The sequence below is a fragment of the Psychrobacter sp. NG254 genome, from assembly GCF_015277735.1.
GTDB lineage: Bacteria > Pseudomonadota > Gammaproteobacteria > Pseudomonadales > Moraxellaceae > Psychrobacter.
The window spans coordinates 36,010-53,222 of sequence record NZ_JADHDA010000004.1 but is presented as its reverse complement, the minus strand read 5'-3'; the positions used below and the strand labels follow the sequence as shown (position 1 = coordinate 53,222).

11 protein-coding genes are annotated in these 17,213 nt (G+C 44.7%); 5 read left to right on the top strand and 6 right to left on the bottom strand.

The window, feature by feature from the left end:
• Positions 1–32: 32 nt before the first annotated feature.
• The 5 genes from pdxH to cysS all read right to left on the bottom strand — a co-directional run bounded on the left by pdxH (position 33) and on the right by cysS (position 7,868).
• Complete coding sequence (gene pdxH / locus IP510_RS07725; RefSeq protein ID WP_194364518.1) at positions 33–704, bottom strand: pyridoxamine 5'-phosphate oxidase; 672 nt, start codon at positions 702–704, stop codon at positions 33–35.
• Between the two features lie 52 nt (positions 705–756).
• Positions 757–2,127 carry a phosphoglucosamine mutase gene (gene glmM, locus IP510_RS07720; RefSeq protein ID WP_194364211.1) on the bottom strand — a complete coding sequence of 457 codons (1,371 nt, stop codon included), beginning with the start codon at positions 2,125–2,127 and terminating at the stop codon, positions 757–759.
• Between the two features lie 215 nt (positions 2,128–2,342).
• Positions 2,343–3,815 (bottom strand): IMP dehydrogenase, encoded by a 1,473-nt coding sequence (guaB, locus tag IP510_RS07715; protein ID WP_194364210.1) that lies wholly within the window; start codon positions 3,813–3,815, stop codon positions 2,343–2,345.
• 335 nt (positions 3,816–4,150) lie between these two features.
• Positions 4,151–6,142, bottom strand: coding sequence for a mechanosensitive ion channel family protein (locus IP510_RS07710; RefSeq protein WP_227669586.1), 1,992 nt, complete (start codon positions 6,140–6,142; stop codon positions 4,151–4,153).
• A gap of 265 nt (positions 6,143–6,407) precedes the next feature.
• Positions 6,408–7,868 (bottom strand): cysteine--tRNA ligase, encoded by a 1,461-nt coding sequence (gene cysS / locus IP510_RS07705; protein WP_194364209.1) that lies wholly within the window; start codon positions 7,866–7,868, stop codon positions 6,408–6,410.
• A gap of 216 nt (positions 7,869–8,084) precedes the next feature.
• Between cysS and IP510_RS07700 the strand changes: the two genes are divergently transcribed.
• Entirely contained in the window at positions 8,085–8,681 is a 597-nt protein-coding gene (locus tag IP510_RS07700) for a cob(I)yrinic acid a,c-diamide adenosyltransferase (protein WP_194364208.1), read from the top strand.
• Positions 8,682–8,819: 138 nt separating this feature from the next.
• Here the strand turns inward: IP510_RS07700 and IP510_RS07695 are convergent, their stop codons facing one another.
• Positions 8,820–9,770: a hypothetical protein gene (locus tag IP510_RS07695; protein ID WP_194364207.1), complete on the bottom strand. Its 951-nt coding sequence runs from the start codon at positions 9,768–9,770 to the stop codon at positions 8,820–8,822.
• 342 nt (positions 9,771–10,112) lie between these two features.
• Here IP510_RS07695 and IP510_RS07690 point away from each other — a divergent pair, with 342 nt between their 5' ends.
• The 4 genes from IP510_RS07690 (at position 10,113) to IP510_RS07675 (ending at position 16,939) form a co-directional block, all read left to right on the top strand.
• The gene (locus IP510_RS07690) at positions 10,113–10,841 is read left to right on the top strand and encodes a glycerophosphodiester phosphodiesterase (RefSeq protein ID WP_194364206.1); all 729 of its coding nucleotides are present in this window, start codon (positions 10,113–10,115) and stop codon (positions 10,839–10,841) included.
• A gap of 472 nt (positions 10,842–11,313) precedes the next feature.
• The gene (locus tag IP510_RS07685) at positions 11,314–12,492 is read left to right on the top strand and encodes an acyl-CoA desaturase (protein WP_194364516.1); all 1,179 of its coding nucleotides are present in this window, start codon (positions 11,314–11,316) and stop codon (positions 12,490–12,492) included.
• A 325-nt stretch (positions 12,493–12,817) separates the two neighbouring features.
• Complete coding sequence (locus IP510_RS07680; protein WP_194364205.1) at positions 12,818–14,284, top strand: protein adenylyltransferase SelO; 1,467 nt, start codon at positions 12,818–12,820, stop codon at positions 14,282–14,284.
• A 333-nt stretch (positions 14,285–14,617) separates the two neighbouring features.
• A complete protein-coding gene (locus tag IP510_RS07675; RefSeq protein ID WP_194364204.1) occupies positions 14,618–16,939 on the top strand; it encodes an NADP-dependent malic enzyme in 2,322 nt (773 codons plus the stop codon).
• The last annotated feature ends 274 nt before the right edge of the window (positions 16,940–17,213 follow it).

Genomic DNA, 17,213 nt, shown 5'->3' with positions numbered 1-17,213 from the left:
AAATACTCTAGGATTTCAAAATAAGACAAATACTATGGTAACAGACGCTTGGTTGTCCAACTGACGCTGTCTTCATTACCTTCACTGTTGTCGCCGCTAACCTGTGTATAGACAATTCGGTCATGCATGCGATTGGCCCGACCTTGCCAAAACTCAATCTTTTCAATGGTAATCTCATACCCACCCCAAAACTCTGGCGTTGGCACAGTGCTATTGTCTGGATGCTCCGCTTGTAGCTGTTCAAACGTTTGCTCCATGACAGCACGATTGGCCACTTCACCACTTTGTGGCTGACTGACCCAAGCACCTACTTGGCTATCGTGTGGACGCTTTTGGAAGTAGGCTGCAGATTTATCGGAAGCGATCTTAGCAATACTACCGCTGATACGAACTTGACGCTCAAGCTCATGCCAAAAGAACAGTGCTTCGGCATTGGGATTCTCTTCGATATCATGCCCTTTCGCGCTTTCATAATTGGTATAAAAGACAATACCTGTATCCGTAATTTCGCGTAACAAGACAATACGGACGCTGGGTTTATTGTCTGCACCGCATGTTGCTAGACTCATGGCGTAAGGCTCTTGCACCTTTTGTACCAAGGCCTCACTCATCCAAGCTTTGAAAAGCTCGAATGGTGACGTTGGTACTGATTGCTGATCCAGCTCACCTTTCTCATAGGAGAGGCGTTGATCGGTAAAGTCCATACTCATGATCATTCCTTATTTTAACGTTGTTGTCTTATTATATGAACTGATCTTAGCCTAGTACCGATTTTATATGATTAGCCAGATCATTTGCCATCACATCACACTCTATTTCGTCATCTGACTCGACCATTACTCGAATCATCGGCTCTGTACCTGACTGACGTATCAGTAGACGACCACGACCTTCTAAGGTTGCCTGAGCTTTATCAAAAGCTGCAACCAGCTCTTCATGCTCAAATGGGTCTTGCATCTTAGACAAGCGTACATTGACCAGCTTTTGTGGCAATACCTCAAAACCTTCGACAAGCTCACTTAAGGCACGTCCTTGCGCTTGCATCACTGCCAGCACTTGCAAGCTTGCGATGATCGCATCCCCAGTACGGCTCTTATCTAAGCATAAAATATGTCCTGATGGCTCTCCACCCAATATCCAACCATTTGCTTCAAGCTCATGCATCACGTAACGATCACCTACTTTTGCACGAGTGAACTCAATGTCTGCCTCTTTCAGCGCCAGCTCTAATCCCATGTTACTCATGAGTGTACCAACAACACCTGCAGCTCTGTTTAAACCCTTGGTTGCGAGTACATACAAAATACCATCACCATCAACAAGCTTACCGGTCTCATCAACCATCACAATACGATCGCCATCACCATCCAATGCGATACCGACATCTGCTTCGTGCTCAACCACTGCTTTTTGTAGACTCTCAGGATGAGTAGAACCGCAATCAGCATTGATGTTGATACCATCAGGTGTATTGTGAATAGCAATCACTTTAGCGCCCAATTCACGCATGACTCTGGGTGCAACACTATAGCCTGCACCATTGGCACAGTCGACCACAATGGTTAGATGACTGAGATCGTACTGATAAGGGAAGCTGCCTTTGCAAAACTCAATATAGCGGCCTTTTGCATCATCGATCCGATTGTTCTTCCCCAGTTGTGCTGGGTCTAAAATCGGCATCATCAAACTGCTGTCACTGCTATCGATATTCATGATGGTTTTTAGCTTATCATTGATGGCATTTTGCATCTCATCAGTCAGCTTTTTGCCATCACCTGAAAACAACTTGATGCCGTTGTCATAGTAAGGATTATGCGACGCTGAGATAACCACGCCAGCATCGGCATTAAAACTGCGCGTCAGATGCGCGATGGCTGGGGTTGGCAGTGGGCCAAGCATATGCACATCGACGCCTGCTGCATTAAATCCTGCTTGTAATGCGCCTTCAATCACATAACCTGACAGGCGTGTGTCCTTCCCAATCACCACACTTGGCCTACGTGCAGGATTATCGTTTCTTTCTACCAGCACCTGTCCAGTAACATAGCCCAATTTTAGAATAAAATCTGGGGTAATGGGTAGCTTACCAAATTTTCCGCGAATACCATCAGTACCAAAGTAGCTCATTATGTCTGCTCTCCAAGTTTTAAAATTCGTGATATATCAAAAAGTAAAAGGCCCGATATATACTCAGGCAATACTGTCATTATAATAATTTATTTCTATATTTTACAAAAAAACAGCCAACAATAGCAAAGCATTGTTGGCTGTTTCTATTTTAAAGTCAATGCAGCTCTACAAACCAGCTATCATTAACGCAATACAGAGCGATCAAACACAGTCTAATCTACTCGGTAGTTAGGCGCTTCTTTGGTTATTTGTACATCATGCACATGCGACTCTTTCATGCCCGCTGACGTTACTTTGATAAATTGCGGATTGGTACGCATGTCTTCGATGGTTGCAGAACCTGTATAGCCCATTGATGAACGTAAGCCACCAACCAACTGGTTGACAATACCAGCGACTGGACCTTTATAAGGGACGCGGCCTTCGATACCTTCTGGTACCAGTTTTTCAACGCCATCTTTGGCATCTTGGAAGTAACGGTCTGATGAACCATTTGATCCTGACATCGCACCTAAGCTACCCATACCGCGATAAGCTTTGTAGTAACGACCTTGGAACAGCTCAACCTCACCTGGCGCTTCTTCTGTACCTGCCATCAATGACCCGACCATGATGCATGATGCACCAGCAGCAATGGCTTTTGCCATATCACCTGAATAGCGGATACCGCCATCAGCGATCAATGGAATACTGTCTTTTAATGCACTAGCAACGTTATCAATTGCTGAAATCTGCGGTACACCGATACCGGCGATGATACGCGTGGTACAGATAGAACCAGGGCCAATACCCACTTTTACTGCATCGGCGCCTGCATCACGTAATGCCAGTGCCGCATCACCTGTGGCAATGTTGCCACCGATTACTTGTACATTTGGATAGTGCTTTTTGATCCAAGCAACTTTATCGATCACCCCTTTTGAGTGGCCGTGTGCGGTATCCACTACGATGATATCGACATCAGCTGCAATTAATGCTTCAACGCGCGCTTGCGTATCTGCGCCAGTACCGACTGCCGCGCCAACACGTAGGCGACCTTGCTCATCTTTACAAGCATTTGGGTTGTTTTCAGCTTTAGCAAAGTCATTGACCGTAATCAAACCGCGCAAACGGAATTGATCGTCAATGACAATGACTTTTTCGATACGGTGTTCGTGTAGCAAGCGTTTGATATTTTCGTTGCTCTCACCTTCGTGTACCGTGACTAGCTGATCTTTTGGTGTCATGATTTGGCTGACTGGTAGTGACAGATTGGTCTCAAAACGCCAATCTCGGTGAGTCACAATACCCACCACATTATCAGTGCCTCTCTCTACCACAGGGACGCCTGAGATGTTATTGTCTTGAGTCAATCGCAACAACTCACCAATCGTCATCTCTGGATGTACTGTGATTGGATCAACTACCGTACCCGCTTCAAACTTTTTGACGCGGCGTACTTGAGTGGCTTGCTTAGCGATATCCATACTTTTATGCAGGATACCCATGCCGCCTAGCTGTGCCATGGTGATGGCCATTTCAGACTCAGTCACTGTATCCATAGCCGCAGAAATCAGTGGTAAATTCAGTGTGATATTTTTGGTCAAACGGGTCGTCAGATCGGCAGTTTTTGGCAAGACTTCAGAATAGGCTGGCAACAATAAAACGTCATCAAAGGTTAAGGCTTCATCGACAATTCGCAACATACAGACCCCTAGTGGTGGTTATTTTGATGGGTGGGATTTTTGCATTAAGACAATCAATATTGCTGATACAAATCATTGATCAAAAGCTGGTTACACTAAACGCTTTAGGATCGCAATTGATTGATGGGTCGTTAGTGGATAAAATATAATGTCGAAACAAATATAGTATCGCTTCACGCTTAATGACTCATTTATCCCTTAAAAATAACGCCACATTATAACAAATAAGCGCACAAATCACATGCTATATTTGTCAGATTATTTTACAAACCTAAATATAAAAGCAATTAGAAAGTCCTCGACCTAAAAGCAGTACCTTATCGCATCCTGATGACTCACTCATCATTGTCTTTTAATATATAACGTTCTGTCGGTAAATACTTATTCTGCTGCTGATGCAAGTAGCCCAGCATCTGCTCACGTACCTCACAGGCCAATGTCCAAGCCTCTATGGGGCCTACCGCTGACACGGCACCACGCAGTTGAATGGTTCTTTCAGTCACTTCTACCACAAAAATTTCAGGCTCGGTCTTCTCATCCCAGAGCTTGTTATCCTTGGTCACCGATACAAATTGCTCACGAATGGCATCAATATCTGCCCCATAATCGATATACAAAAACACCGGACAAGTCTGGTGTACTTCTGTATGTGACCAGTTCTCAACCGTATCAGTAATCAATTGGCGCATTGGCACGATTAATCGGCGCTCATCCCATGTTTTTAGGACCGCATAGGTATAACGCAGGTCTTCAATCGTACTAAAGTTACCGTCCATGATCACACTGTCACCAATCCTAACAGGCTGCGTCACTGCCACTTGTACTCCAGCAATGATATTACCCAGTATCGGTTGAGCTGCGATACCAATAACCACGCCCGCGATCCCAGCCGATGTAAGTAACGTTTTGCCAAGACCTTCCATGTTGGCAAACTCACTCAGACCTATCCAGATACTGCCCAATATCATGACAAAGATGAAAACTCGGCGAAATATCGAAACATAAGTACGGCGTTGTCGCACTTTATCAAAGTGCTCCTCTCCTAGATTTTCAATCTGCATGTCTTGATAGCGATTGGCAAAAAAGTTAATCGCACGTATGCCAAACCACATGGTGCTAAACACCAAGCCAATCCAGATAAGCGGACGAGTCGACGAGGCAACCGCATCCAAATAAGGAAATCCGCCCGAAACCAAGGTAAAAACCAGTGAAAAACTGATGGTAAATGTCAGCGGTACCGTCAGCTTACTGACCAAATCTGCTATGCCGTTGGTACTGCCGACGTACATGGTGTATTTTTCATCATCAATATAACGGCTGATGAGCTTTTCCGTGCCTTTACTGAGTAGCCAGCCCACACCCATGGTCAATAAGAAAAACAGCAATAACGAGGCAAACTCCCATAGCGCAATCCCAAAAAATTTGAGCTTAAGCCATGTAGGTAAATAACGCTCGAATTCTGCTGGATGATATTGCTCATACAGGTTGTCAATATTGCCTACCGTCTGCGCAGAAAATACCCAAATAGGTGCCCCGTCCCCTACTCGTACTCGCTGCAAATAAATAGGCACGCGGCGCTCTCGGTAATCGATATAACCCAATTGAATAGAACGTCTCGCAATCCCCATGATACTGCTGCTATTGCCAAGCGGTGGCTCGATGAGGCCGTCAGGACGATCTGGCATATCATCGAAAACATACAGCTCTTTTTCAGACAATAAAAAATCCAGCCGTTTCGTTAAATCAATCGCACGGCTACGTTGGGTAGTCTCATCAATCAAATTCATGTTCAGTGCATAAGAAGCCAAATCGTATTGCTGCTTCATAACTGCTGATTGAAAAAACTCTAAAGCGGCAAGTGGTGTCTCTAGGTTGGGTGGCTGAGCCAGCGGTGGCAGCCCTCTATTGAGCGTGTCGAGTAAATAGTAGCCCTCATTAAACTCTCCGGTCAGTGCAGAGTCACCCTGTAGCGTGCCTGCCTGCTCCACTGCACTGCGCTCAGTAGGATCAAAAATCTCTTCCGCCACAGCAGAGAGACTGATATTTGTGTTTTTTAGCGTGTCCACCTGTTGGGCGGCATATTCCGTTAAACTGTCAGGTTTGTCCGAGGATGAGGATGTCGCTTGTTCATTGCTACTTATCTCATCGTTATTGCTTGCAGCATTGACGGGCATACCAATCGCCATCATAGCAACCACCATATATCCGAGCAGTAATTGCCAAGCATGGTAGAAAATATGACGTGGCTCTTTATTTAGGTCATGATTGTGGTCAGAACTCGTGGTCGTTCTATGACAATCAATAGGGCTATTTTTAAAAGTTTTCATATTTTATCAATCACTGGTTTGCGAGAAATGATGGGACAAAGCTGCACTGAATAAAGCTTAACTTAATTTAAGGTCTATTTCATATTCAACTATTACGCAAAAAAAAGCCAGCGCAACGCTGACTTGATTCATTAAGATAAAGGTAAAGCGCATATATATTTTATCACTCACATTTGCGCATTTAAGGAAGAAACGTTAGAAATAGCACTTTAGACAAAACGATATCAATCACCGTCAATGATTGCCTTTTTCAGTCAGCCATGTTTTAGGCGCGGCGCCATGTCGTACCAGCACGACTGTCTTCAAGCTCAATCCCAGCTTCTTTTAGCTGCTCACGCACCTCATCAGCACGCGCAAAGTTTTTGTTAGCTTTAGCTTCTGCACGCTGGGTGATTAGTCCATCAATGGCCGCATCACTCAAACCGTCTTCTGCCTGTTCCCCAATCACGGCTTGCAAAAACTGATTCACAGGCTGCTGCAAGATATTGAGCACTTGCGCCAATGCCTTTAGTTGCTGTGCCGACTGCCATGCGGTATCTATTTCTTCAGCTTTGATGGCTTTAGTAATATCTCGTGCCAGCCCAAACAAGACACTGATCGCGGTTGAGCTATTAAAGTCATCATTCATTGCTTTGATAAAATCTTGCCCAGCTGCACTACTATAGGCTTCAGTAGTCAGCGCTTCGTCGATTATTAGCGTCTCACCCTTTAGCTGTTCAGCCAATTTTAGAACGTTATATAGTCTGCTTAGGCCATTGTGTGCTTCATCCAATGCGCTATCAGAGAAATTGACTTGGCTACGATAGTGACTCGATAATAAGAAAAAACGTACCGTTTCTGGCAGGTATTTTGCCATCACGTCGCGAATGGTAAAAAAGTTACCTAGCGATTTAGACATCTTCTCACCATCGACATTGATAAAGCCGACATGCATCCAATTACGGGCATACTCACAGCCCGTTGCTGCCTCTGACTGGGCAATCTCATTCTCATGATGCGGGAACTGCAAGTCATGACCACCGCCATGAATATCAAACGTACTGCCTAGGCACTTGGTTGACATGGCAGAGCATTCAATATGCCAGCCTGGACGACCTTGTCCCCATGGTGATGCCCACTGCGGCTCATCAGGCTTTGCCGCTTTCCATAGTACAAAGTCGAATGGATTACGTTTGTCGTTTTCGACATCGACGCGCGAGCCTGCCTGCATCTCATCAAGATTACGCTTGGATAATTTGCCATAATCAGCAAAACTGTCGACCGCATAATAGACATCGCCATTGTCGCCTGCATAGGCATAGTCGCCGGTGACTAGCGTCTCAATCATATCTTGCATATCATCGATATGATCGGTCGCGCGCGGCTCAGCATTTGGCATCTCGCAGCCAAGGGCGGTCGCGTCTGCGTGCATGGCTTCAATAAAACGCTGCGTCAACGTACCAATCTCTTCGCCATTTTCAGAAGCACGCGCAATAATCTTGTCATCGATATCGGTGATATTACGAACGTAATTGACGTTATAGCCCAACTGCGTCAGCCAGCGCACTGCCATATCGAACCCAACCATCACACGTGCATGCCCAATATGACAATAATCATAAACGGTCATACCGCACACATACATGCCGACTTGTCCTGCTTTGAGTGGTACAAACTGACGTTTGCCGCCAGTGAGTGAGTCATGAATGGCAAGCTGAGACATCGCATCGGCAAGTGGTGTGGTCATAGTAAAAAAGCCTTTTTAACAATAGGTAAAATAAAAATAGGTAAACAAAATAAACGAAAGTAATGACATGAGCAGCACTCAATCAATCATCGATAGCGACAACTGTGATAATCATCATAAAACGTAACCCATTATCTTAGCGAAAAGCGCTGTAAAATACTACAATGAGCACGCAACTAACACCATTCAATGGTAAAAACCGTTAAGGATATAGACATGGGCAATCGCTTGAGCAAAATATATACGCGTACTGGAGATGATGGCAGCACTGGTATGGCTGATGGTAGCCGCGTCAGCAAAGCGGACAATCTATTCAGTGTCATGGGTGATATCGACGAGCTCAACTCACACATTGGTCTAGTACGGGCGCAACTAAAAAGAAATAAAGGGCAATCTATTGAAAAGGAGTTTTCTGAAGCCTTAGTTATCATTCAGCACTTATTGTTCAATATAGGCGGTGAACTTGCTATGCCAGAATACGAAGGCGTGAATGCCACCCATATTGAATGGGTAGAGCAGCAAATTGATGCAATGAATACCACTCTGCCACCGCTAAAAGACTTTATTCTGCCAACAGGGTCAGTATTGGTGAGTCAGCTGCATGTCGCACGTAGTGTCTGTCGCCGTGCTGAGCGCCAAGCCGTACTATTGCAGCAGCAACGTCCAGACGCCATTCGCCTGACTGCGGTAAGCTTTATCAACCGTTTATCTGATTGGTTGTTTGTCGCCGCGCGCTTTTGTACTGATCCCGAACAAGTCTCTGAGGTGTTGTGGGACAGTCAAGCATTGCAGTCATTCGCTAAAAACGGCTAATGACAAAGACTAGATAGCGGCTATTGATACTCTTAAACGCATAAAAATCCCGCGACATTGCTGTTGCGGGATTTTTGTTATTTAGCATAGTGATTAAGATTATTAGCTAATAATTAAATGCTACTAAGGGGATAAAAATTAATAAGTAGCGCTGTCATCTTCAATAATCACCATATCGATGCTGTCATCTTTTGGCACCATCTTAGGGACAGCAGGCGTTGCTGGTTTTTTAGGCTCAGTACTGGTAGCCGCTTGGCTATTGTCTGCTGAGCTGCTTTGACTACTGGTCGGTTTGTTAATAGTTGGCGGCGTTGCAGGCTGAGCAGGAGGCGTCGGCTCAGTTGGCGTGACTATCTTAGGCTGGCGAACTGGTGCTGGTTGGGTTCTATTATTTTGCGTAGGCGCAGGACGCTCAGCGGCGCGTTGTGCACGCTGTGCATCCATTGCACCTTTGAGTACAGAACCGGCCACCACATCTGCCACAACTGTCATTAGGGCTGGCTGTCCAGCAATACGTGTACGTACTTGACCGCCCTGAGTACCAACGATATAAGTAAAGGCATCATCAACGAGCATATTGTTATTGATACGGATGTTATCTTGTGCCAAACGTGACTGTAAGCTTGGCTGATTATTAGCCGCTTGTACTTGGCTGGCTTGATACAGATCTTCGCTTGGCAGCGTCATACTGACACTTGCCTGACACGTGGTCATACCATTGTCATTGGCTTGCTGTAGGATAGCGGCATTCTGCACATCAATGACGATACCATTGGTTTTTTCGGTAATAGTGCCACTGTCTAGACTGATCTCTGCCTCATTGGCATAGTTGGCAGCCGATGACTGTGCTTGTTGATTCAGGGTGTTTCGTAGTGCTGTCTTTAGGCGATCTTGTACCATTGGGTCGTCACAGCTAACGGCAGGAGCAACAGCGGTTTCAGACTCTGCAGCGTCCTGCTCAGTGAGCTCTGCTGCCTCAGTAGACTCTTCTTTATCTGAGCGATCACAGCCTGCAAGCACCAAACTACATACCAACCCGATTCCAGCAACTTTATGCCACTTGCTTAAACTTATATTTGCTACGCTCATACTTACTCTACTCCCAATGTTCTGATTCGTACCGTCACTGACTGACAGTGTTTGACATTCAACTGTCGCTTAGCCTCACAAGCGCTTTACACGACGAATTTGAAAACCATACTATTATACGGTGTTTGGATGAAATGGTCATTAGTGTAGCTCATGGATGTACAAATAGCGTCCCTCATTCTATGAAAAACAGTGCTTTTGTTGCAAAAACATAACAAACATCGAAAAATAATTTTTTGGAAAATGACACTTAAATCTGAGTATTGGTGTCACAAATTTCATTAGACGCTGAGAATATGACCCTATATGATGACGTACAAAACCGATCGATAGTCATTTGATATGATAAATTTTAGAAACACGCAGTTATTGGGGCATCGCGGCGCACGTGGGGAAGCCTTAGAAAATACCTTTTCAGGCTTTGAGCACTCTCAAAACCTAAAATTAAAGGGTTTGGCAGGCGTTGAGTTCGACGTACAGCTGAATGCTGATGGTCATCTGATCGTGTTTCATGATGATAATTTAGAGCGGATGTGCGGTCAGCAGTCACGTATCGATCAGCTGTGTCTAAATGAGGTGCAATGCCGTCTGCAGTTTGGACAACCCATCATGACTCTAGCGAGTATCGTGCCCTTGCTAGCAGGGTTTAAGGTGATTGAGCTCGAGATTAAAACGCATGATCGCACTAACTATGCAGTGTTAATCGAGGCACTGGCTCGCGAGGTCATCAATACACCTATTGCCATCTTGCCTGTGGTATTGACCAGCTTTGATACAGAGCTGCATATTCGACTACAACGTCACAAACTACTATCTCGCATACCACGAGGCTTGCTGATTCGTACGCCAGAAGCCTTAGCGAGAGCGACAAATACAGCGCTGCAACTTGGCTGTATTCAATTGGGTATTCACTATCCACTGTTGAGCCAATCAGTGATTGAGCACAGTCATCGATATGACTTACCGGTAAGCGCTTGGACAGTCAATGATATTGCTACTATAGATCAGCTCATTAAATGGAAAACAGATGTCATCATCACCGATTTTCCAACGTCCTTACTGTTGCCTTAAACGACTGATAGATGTTTTACTGTCGCTCAGTAATTTGACTAAGCGTCCTTCAAGTCCCCTACATATCTATCATGTTACTTACATATTCACGTCATGCCTGATAAGTCAGCCATTATTTTGACCAATACAGTCTATAATTCATACAAGTTATTGTTATTTAGCAATATTTTTATAGTGTATAAGTGTTCACTTTATACAGTTTTTCAGGTACTATGGGGACTTAAATTAATACCGTTAAGGATATTATATGATTGCAAAAAAAGCACTTGGCTTGCCGCTTAAAGGCGTACGTTTCGCTATCAAATCTGGCGATGCGTTGATAAAGACTGCCAATAATCAAGTAACGCGTTTCAAAACCCGTTTTGATGAAAAAAAGGCGCAAGCTGCTTTTGATGAGCAACCTATAGCAAAACGCAACTATGCCAAAGCTCCTGAGCAAACTGATGCTCTCACAAAAGAGCAAAGCATAGATATGCGTGAGTTTGAGTTTACAAAAGCACCGATTAACTGGATTCCAGCGACTATTTTGGTTGCGACGCCTATTGCTGCCGCGATTATTACGCCATGGTATCTGTTCACTCATGACGTGAGCGCACCTGTGTGGGGCGTGTTTGGTGCCTTTATGGTATGGACAGGCATGAGTATCACAACCGGTTACCATCGCCTATTGGCACATCGTGCTTATAAAGCGCATCCAATTGTCAAAAACTTCCTATTGCTTGGTTCTACTTTAGCGGTACAGGGTTCAGCGTTTGATTGGGTATCAGGTCACCGTACTCATCATCGTCATGTAGATGACCGTTTAGATGATCCATATTCAGCAAAACGCGGTTTTTGGTTCAGTCATATTGGTTGGATGCTACGCAACTACCCTAGCGGCAAGTTTGACTACAAAAATATTCCTGACTTGACCAAAGACAGAACATTACAGATTCAGCATAAATACTACGGTCTATGGGTCGTTGCCTTGAATGTTGGTATGGTCGCCGCTATTGGTTGGTTATTGGGTGATGTCTGGGGTACGCTGGTTATAGCTGGTTTGCTACGTTTGGTATTGACGCATCACTTTACGTTCTTTATCAACTCGTTATGCCATATGTTTGGTAGCCGTCCTTATACGGACACTAATACAGCCCGTGATAACTTCTTCTTGGCCATATTTACGTGGGGTGAGGGTTATCATAATTACCATCACTTCTTCCAGTACGATTATCGTAATGGCGTAAAATGGTGGCAGTATGATCCAACCAAATGGTTGATCGCAGGTCTATCAAAAATTGGTCTGACTAGTGAGCTGCGTACTGTTGATGACACCACCATCAAGCATGCTGAAGTTCAAATGCAGTTCAAAGCAGCACAGCAACAAATTGATACAGCCACAGTTGGCGGCATTGACTTGCCTCATGCAATGAAAAGCTTCCAGGATCGTATCAAGTTTGAATATGATGCCTTTATGCAAACCGTTGAAGAATGGCAAGCGCTCAAAGCGAAAACCATTGAGCTGAAAAAGACAGAGTATGCAGATCGCTTGCATGAAGTTGATGACAAGCTAAAGCACGATTATGCGAAGATTGAAGAAAAAATCCTTGAGCATAATAGCAATCTGAAGACAGCGTTCCGTTCTATCGGCGCAAATCAAAAAGCTGCTTAAGTCAGTCCATGATTCATATTGAATCATCGTCTTAATCGTAACGTTTCTCCTCCCCTTTATCTTTAGAGATAGAGGGGATTTTTTTGCGTTATTTATAGCATATGCTGTTGTAAGTCGCTTTTTGTCATAAATAATACGTGGTCATAAATGTATCATCAGGATGCATTTTATTATTCTATTTTGAGACTAACATAGGCCTAATATCGTCCTGATAGCGACTGTTTTTTGACTGGATATTACAAGAGATGGACAGAGCGAAATGATGGATGATGAGAGCTATGTTATAGTGAACACTCTCTCTTATATATTAATGGACACGGCCTGTATGCGTTATCAAAACACCTATGTCAACCTAGACACACGCCTCTATCATGAGCAGCCACCCACGTCACTAGACAACCCACGCGCTGGTCATTTCAATACACACGTTGCACAGCAATTAGGCTGGTCAGACGACGATGATTTGATGTCCAACTGGGTTGGGATTTTGGCTGGTCAATACGTGCCAGCCGACTTCAAACCACTGGCAATGGCATATGCAGGTCATCAATTTGGACAGTGGGCAGGACAGTTGGGTGATGGGCGCGGCTTGCTTATGGCACAAGTACTCGATCAAGATAATCAACCAAAAGATTTGCATCTTAAAGGTGCTGGCCTGACGCCTTACTCGCGGATGGGAGATGGACGGGCAGTGTTGCGCAGTACCATTCGTGAGTATTTATGCGGTCATGCATTGACGCAGCTTGGCATCGCCTCCTCTAACGCATTGGCCTTTGTGGTCTCTGATACAAGGGTACGCCGTGAGCGTATCGAAGCTGGTGCAGCACTAATGCGTGTGGCTGACAGTCACATTCGGTTGGGTCATGTTGAGTGGATTGCCAGCTTTGCGCCTGATGTATTGGGTGAGTTTACTGACTATATGATCGATACTTATTATCCAGAGTGCCGTGATAGTGAGACGCCGGTATTGGCGTTTTTGACCGCCGTGGTTGAGCGTACTGCGCGGATGATTGCCGACTGGCAACTGATTGGCTTTGCTCATGGGGTTATGAATACGGATAACTTGTCGATTACAGGTAGCACGTTGGACTTCGGGCCTTTTGGCTTTATGGAGCGCTTCAACCCTGCTTGGATCAATAACCACTCTGATCATACTGGGCGCTATGCTTACCAAAACCAGCCTGCTATCGGTCATTGGAATCTCAATGTTTGGCTACCGCATTTTATGCGCCTACCAGGTGTCACTCGTGAGACCCTCGCTGAGTGCTTGGCGCCTTATGAGGCGAGCTTTATGCAGCACTATCAACAAGGACTGTGCCGCAAACTTGGCTTGCCGCACGAATCTGAAAGTTTGCGTCTAGCCTTTGAATGGTTGACCTTGTTAGAAGATAACTTGCTCGACTATACCAATAGCTTTCGCGCCCTACTAGGCCTAGTCGCGCCAGATGACCATCCCTATGAGAAACAACTACTGTCTGTTCTGACCACTGAACTAAATGCAGAAGCAAGCCTAGTTTGGCAAGAGTGGTCAACCCGTTATTTGGCACAGATTGAGCAGCAATCCCGCAAGGAAGCTATCTTATCCATGCAAACCAACAATCCTGTTTATATTCTGCGCAATAGCATGGCGCAGCGTGCTATCACTGCTGCAGAACAAGGTCAGTTTGAAGAAGTGGATCGGGTGTTCCGTTTGCTATCTCATCCTTATACTGTTCAAGATATTGCTACTGAGCTTGATAGTGCCGCGCCTGCACCTGATGTTGCGCAAATGCCTATTAGCTGCTCGTCTTAACTTCTCTATATTCTGTAACATTTTGAAATATATTCAAATTAAGGTTGATATTTACCCTTATTCTTTGGCATTATTAATCAGATAAATAATGAATATCATTTCATTATATTATTCTTACAAATCACTGCTGCTGACTAGGCAGTGATTTGTCAATAGTGCTAGAATAACTGTCTTTTCTAGCCTGTTTTTTGACCCAATCCCTAACCCATCGTGATGTTTTTGGTCATTAACACCCAATGTTACCTTACCCTTTGATTATTATCATTTAATAATATTTAAGGGCGAGTCATTATTTTTATCACCATTTAATTTATTCCAACCATGGCAATTATTATGAATGACGATACCAATTCGAATACGGATAAGCTTAGTACCGCACAAGAGCAGTTTGAACAAGCTGCCCTGCATTACCATGAGTTCCCACGTCCAGGTAAAATCTCAGTCACACCGACCAAACAGCTTGCTAACCAACGTGATCTAGCACTCGCCTACTCTCCAGGTGTTGCTGTGCCTTGTCTCGAAATTGAAAGAGACCCGACATTGGCAGCCAAATATACGGCACGTAGTAACTTAGTCGGCGTCATCACTAACGGTACTGCGGTACTGGGTTTGGGTAACATTGGCCCATTGGCATCAAAACCTGTCATGGAGGGTAAAGGCGTACTATTCAAAAAGTTTGCAGGTATCGATGTATTTGATATTGAAATCGCTCAAAACGATCCTGACAAATTCATCGAAGCGGTTGCCTCTCTTGAGCCAACTTTCGGTGGTATCAACTTAGAAGACATCAAAGCACCAGAATGTTTCAAAATCGAGCGTGAACTTCGCGCGCGCATGAACATCCCTGTGTTCCATGACGACCAACATGGTACATCAATCATCGTTGCGGCAGCGATGCTAAACGCGCTATTGATTACTGGCAAGAAAATCGAAGAGATTAAAATTGTTTGTTCAGGCGCAGGCGCAGCAGCCATTTCTTGTTTAGATATCATTTGCGCCCTTGGTGTGAATAAAAACAATATCATTGTTTCAGACTCTCGCGGTATCATCAGTACCAGCCGTGAAAACCTTGATGAAACCAAACAGCGCTATGCTCGTGATATCACGGCTACTTCTATCGAAGAGGTCATGGACGATGTCGATATGTTCCTAGGCTTATCAATGCCCGGTACACTATCAGAAGATATGGTTCGCCGTATGGCAAAAGACCCTATCGTCTTTGCACTTGCCAATCCAACACCTGAAATCATGCCAGAATTGGCACATGCGGTACGTCCAGACGTCATCATGGCAACTGGTCGCTCAGACTATCCAAACCAAGTAAACAACGCCTTATGTTTCCCATACATCTTCCGCGGTGCATTGGATGTTGGCGCAACAACTGTCAACGAAGAGATGAAAGTTGCCTGCGTAAAAGCAATCGCTGCGATGGCGCACGTCGAAGCCACTCCAACTACCAGCGCTAGAAACATCGAAAAGATGCAGAGTTTTGGTCGTGACTATTTAATCCCAGGCCCTCTAGAGCCAAATCTAATCATTGAGATCGCGTCTGCTGTAGCCAAAGCAGCGATGGATTCTGGCGTTGCCACGCTACCGATCGATGACATGCAAGCCTACCGTCAGCGTCTGTCTGAGTTTGTTTATAACTCAGCGTTTGTCATGAAGCCAATATTTGCTCGTGCTAAAGCCGATCCAAAACGTATCGTGTACTGTGAAGGTGAAGACAACAATATCCTGCTCGCTGTGCAAGTGGTCGTTGATGAGAAACTAGCACAACCTATCTTGGTTGGTCGCCCTGCTGTGATTGAAGCCAATATCGAAAAACTGGGCCTACGTTTAAAAGCTGGCGAGAATATTACCATCGTTAACGTTGATGACGATCCTCGTTATAAAGACTACTGGCAAGGCTATTACGAGAAAAACAAACGCCGCGGCGTAAGCATTGAGCTTGCTCGTCGTGATGTTCGCCGTAAGACGACTCTGATAGGTTCTTTGTTAGTCGAAAATGGTGCAGCGGATGGTATGGTATGTGGTACATTTGGTCATTACCAATTGCATCTGAAATATGTCGAAAGCGTCATTGGCAAAAAACAAGGTATGAACGACTTCTATGCGATGAATGCCGTATTGATGCAAGATCGTAATATCTTTATCGCAGATACTTACATCCACGAAGATCCCACCGCTGAACAGTTGGCTGAAATGACGGTATTGGCTGCAGATCAGTTACGCCGCTTCGGTATCACGCCACGCGTCGCGCTCGTTTCTCATTCAAACTTTGGTGCTTCAAACCGTACCAGCGCTGTCAAAATGCGCAAAGTACATCAGCTACTGACCGACATGAATGTAGATTTTGAGTTTGATGGCGAGATGCAAGGTGATTCCGCTTTGAATGAACATATCCGCTTAAACGATATGCCATCAAGCCCATTAAAAGGCGCAGCGAACTTGCTTATCTTGCCAACGCTTGATGCATCAAACATCGCTTTCAACCTGCTGAAGACAGCCACTGGTAGTGCTTCTATTGGCCCTATCCTATTAGGTACCAATAAGCCAGTCCACATTTTGACGCCATCAGCGACAGCACGTGGTATCGTCAACATGACTGCATTGACCGTCACTGAAGCTCAAGATTTAGAAAACGAAGCTCAGTAGTCGAAGCTTAGTAGTCAATGATATCTCGTATTCAGTAACAATGCGTGATTAAGGCAGTCGCTGTTATCCATTAACAAAGCCCGTCTGCTATACTAAAAACAGTCAATGCGACCTATAAAGCATTGGCTGTTTTTTTTGATATATCGTTGGAGAACTACTTTTACAATCTGTAGTCGGCTGCCTTGTAGCAATTTTAGATTTCTTTCACTATAGAAAAATTGAGCAGATGATATGTTGATAAGTACAGTGGTGATAAGCACAGCAATAATAAGTA

Coding starts and splice junctions, on each gene's coding strand:
- pdxH (WP_194364518.1), bottom strand. CDS start 704: ATGGACTTTACCGATCAACGCCTCTCCTATGAGAAAGGTGAGCTGGAT.
- glmM (WP_194364211.1), bottom strand. CDS start 2,127: ATGAGCTACTTTGGTACTGATGGTATTCGCGGAAAATTTGGTAAGCTA.
- guaB (WP_194364210.1), bottom strand. CDS start 3,815: ATGTTGCGAATTGTCGATGAAGCCTTAACCTTTGATGACGTTTTATTG.
- IP510_RS07710 (WP_227669586.1), bottom strand. CDS start 6,142: ATGAAAACTTTTAAAAATAGCCCTATTGATTGTCATAGAACGACCACG.
- cysS (WP_194364209.1), bottom strand. CDS start 7,868: ATGACCACACCACTTGCCGATGCGATGTCTCAGCTTGCCATTCATGAC.
- IP510_RS07700 (WP_194364208.1), top strand. CDS start 8,085: ATGGGCAATCGCTTGAGCAAAATATATACGCGTACTGGAGATGATGGC.
- IP510_RS07695 (WP_194364207.1), bottom strand. CDS start 9,770: ATGAGCGTAGCAAATATAAGTTTAAGCAAGTGGCATAAAGTTGCTGGA.
- IP510_RS07690 (WP_194364206.1), top strand. CDS start 10,113: ATGATAAATTTTAGAAACACGCAGTTATTGGGGCATCGCGGCGCACGT.
- IP510_RS07685 (WP_194364516.1), top strand. CDS start 11,314: ATGCGTGAGTTTGAGTTTACAAAAGCACCGATTAACTGGATTCCAGCG.
- IP510_RS07680 (WP_194364205.1), top strand. CDS start 12,818: ATGCGTTATCAAAACACCTATGTCAACCTAGACACACGCCTCTATCAT.
- IP510_RS07675 (WP_194364204.1), top strand. CDS start 14,618: ATGAATGACGATACCAATTCGAATACGGATAAGCTTAGTACCGCACAA.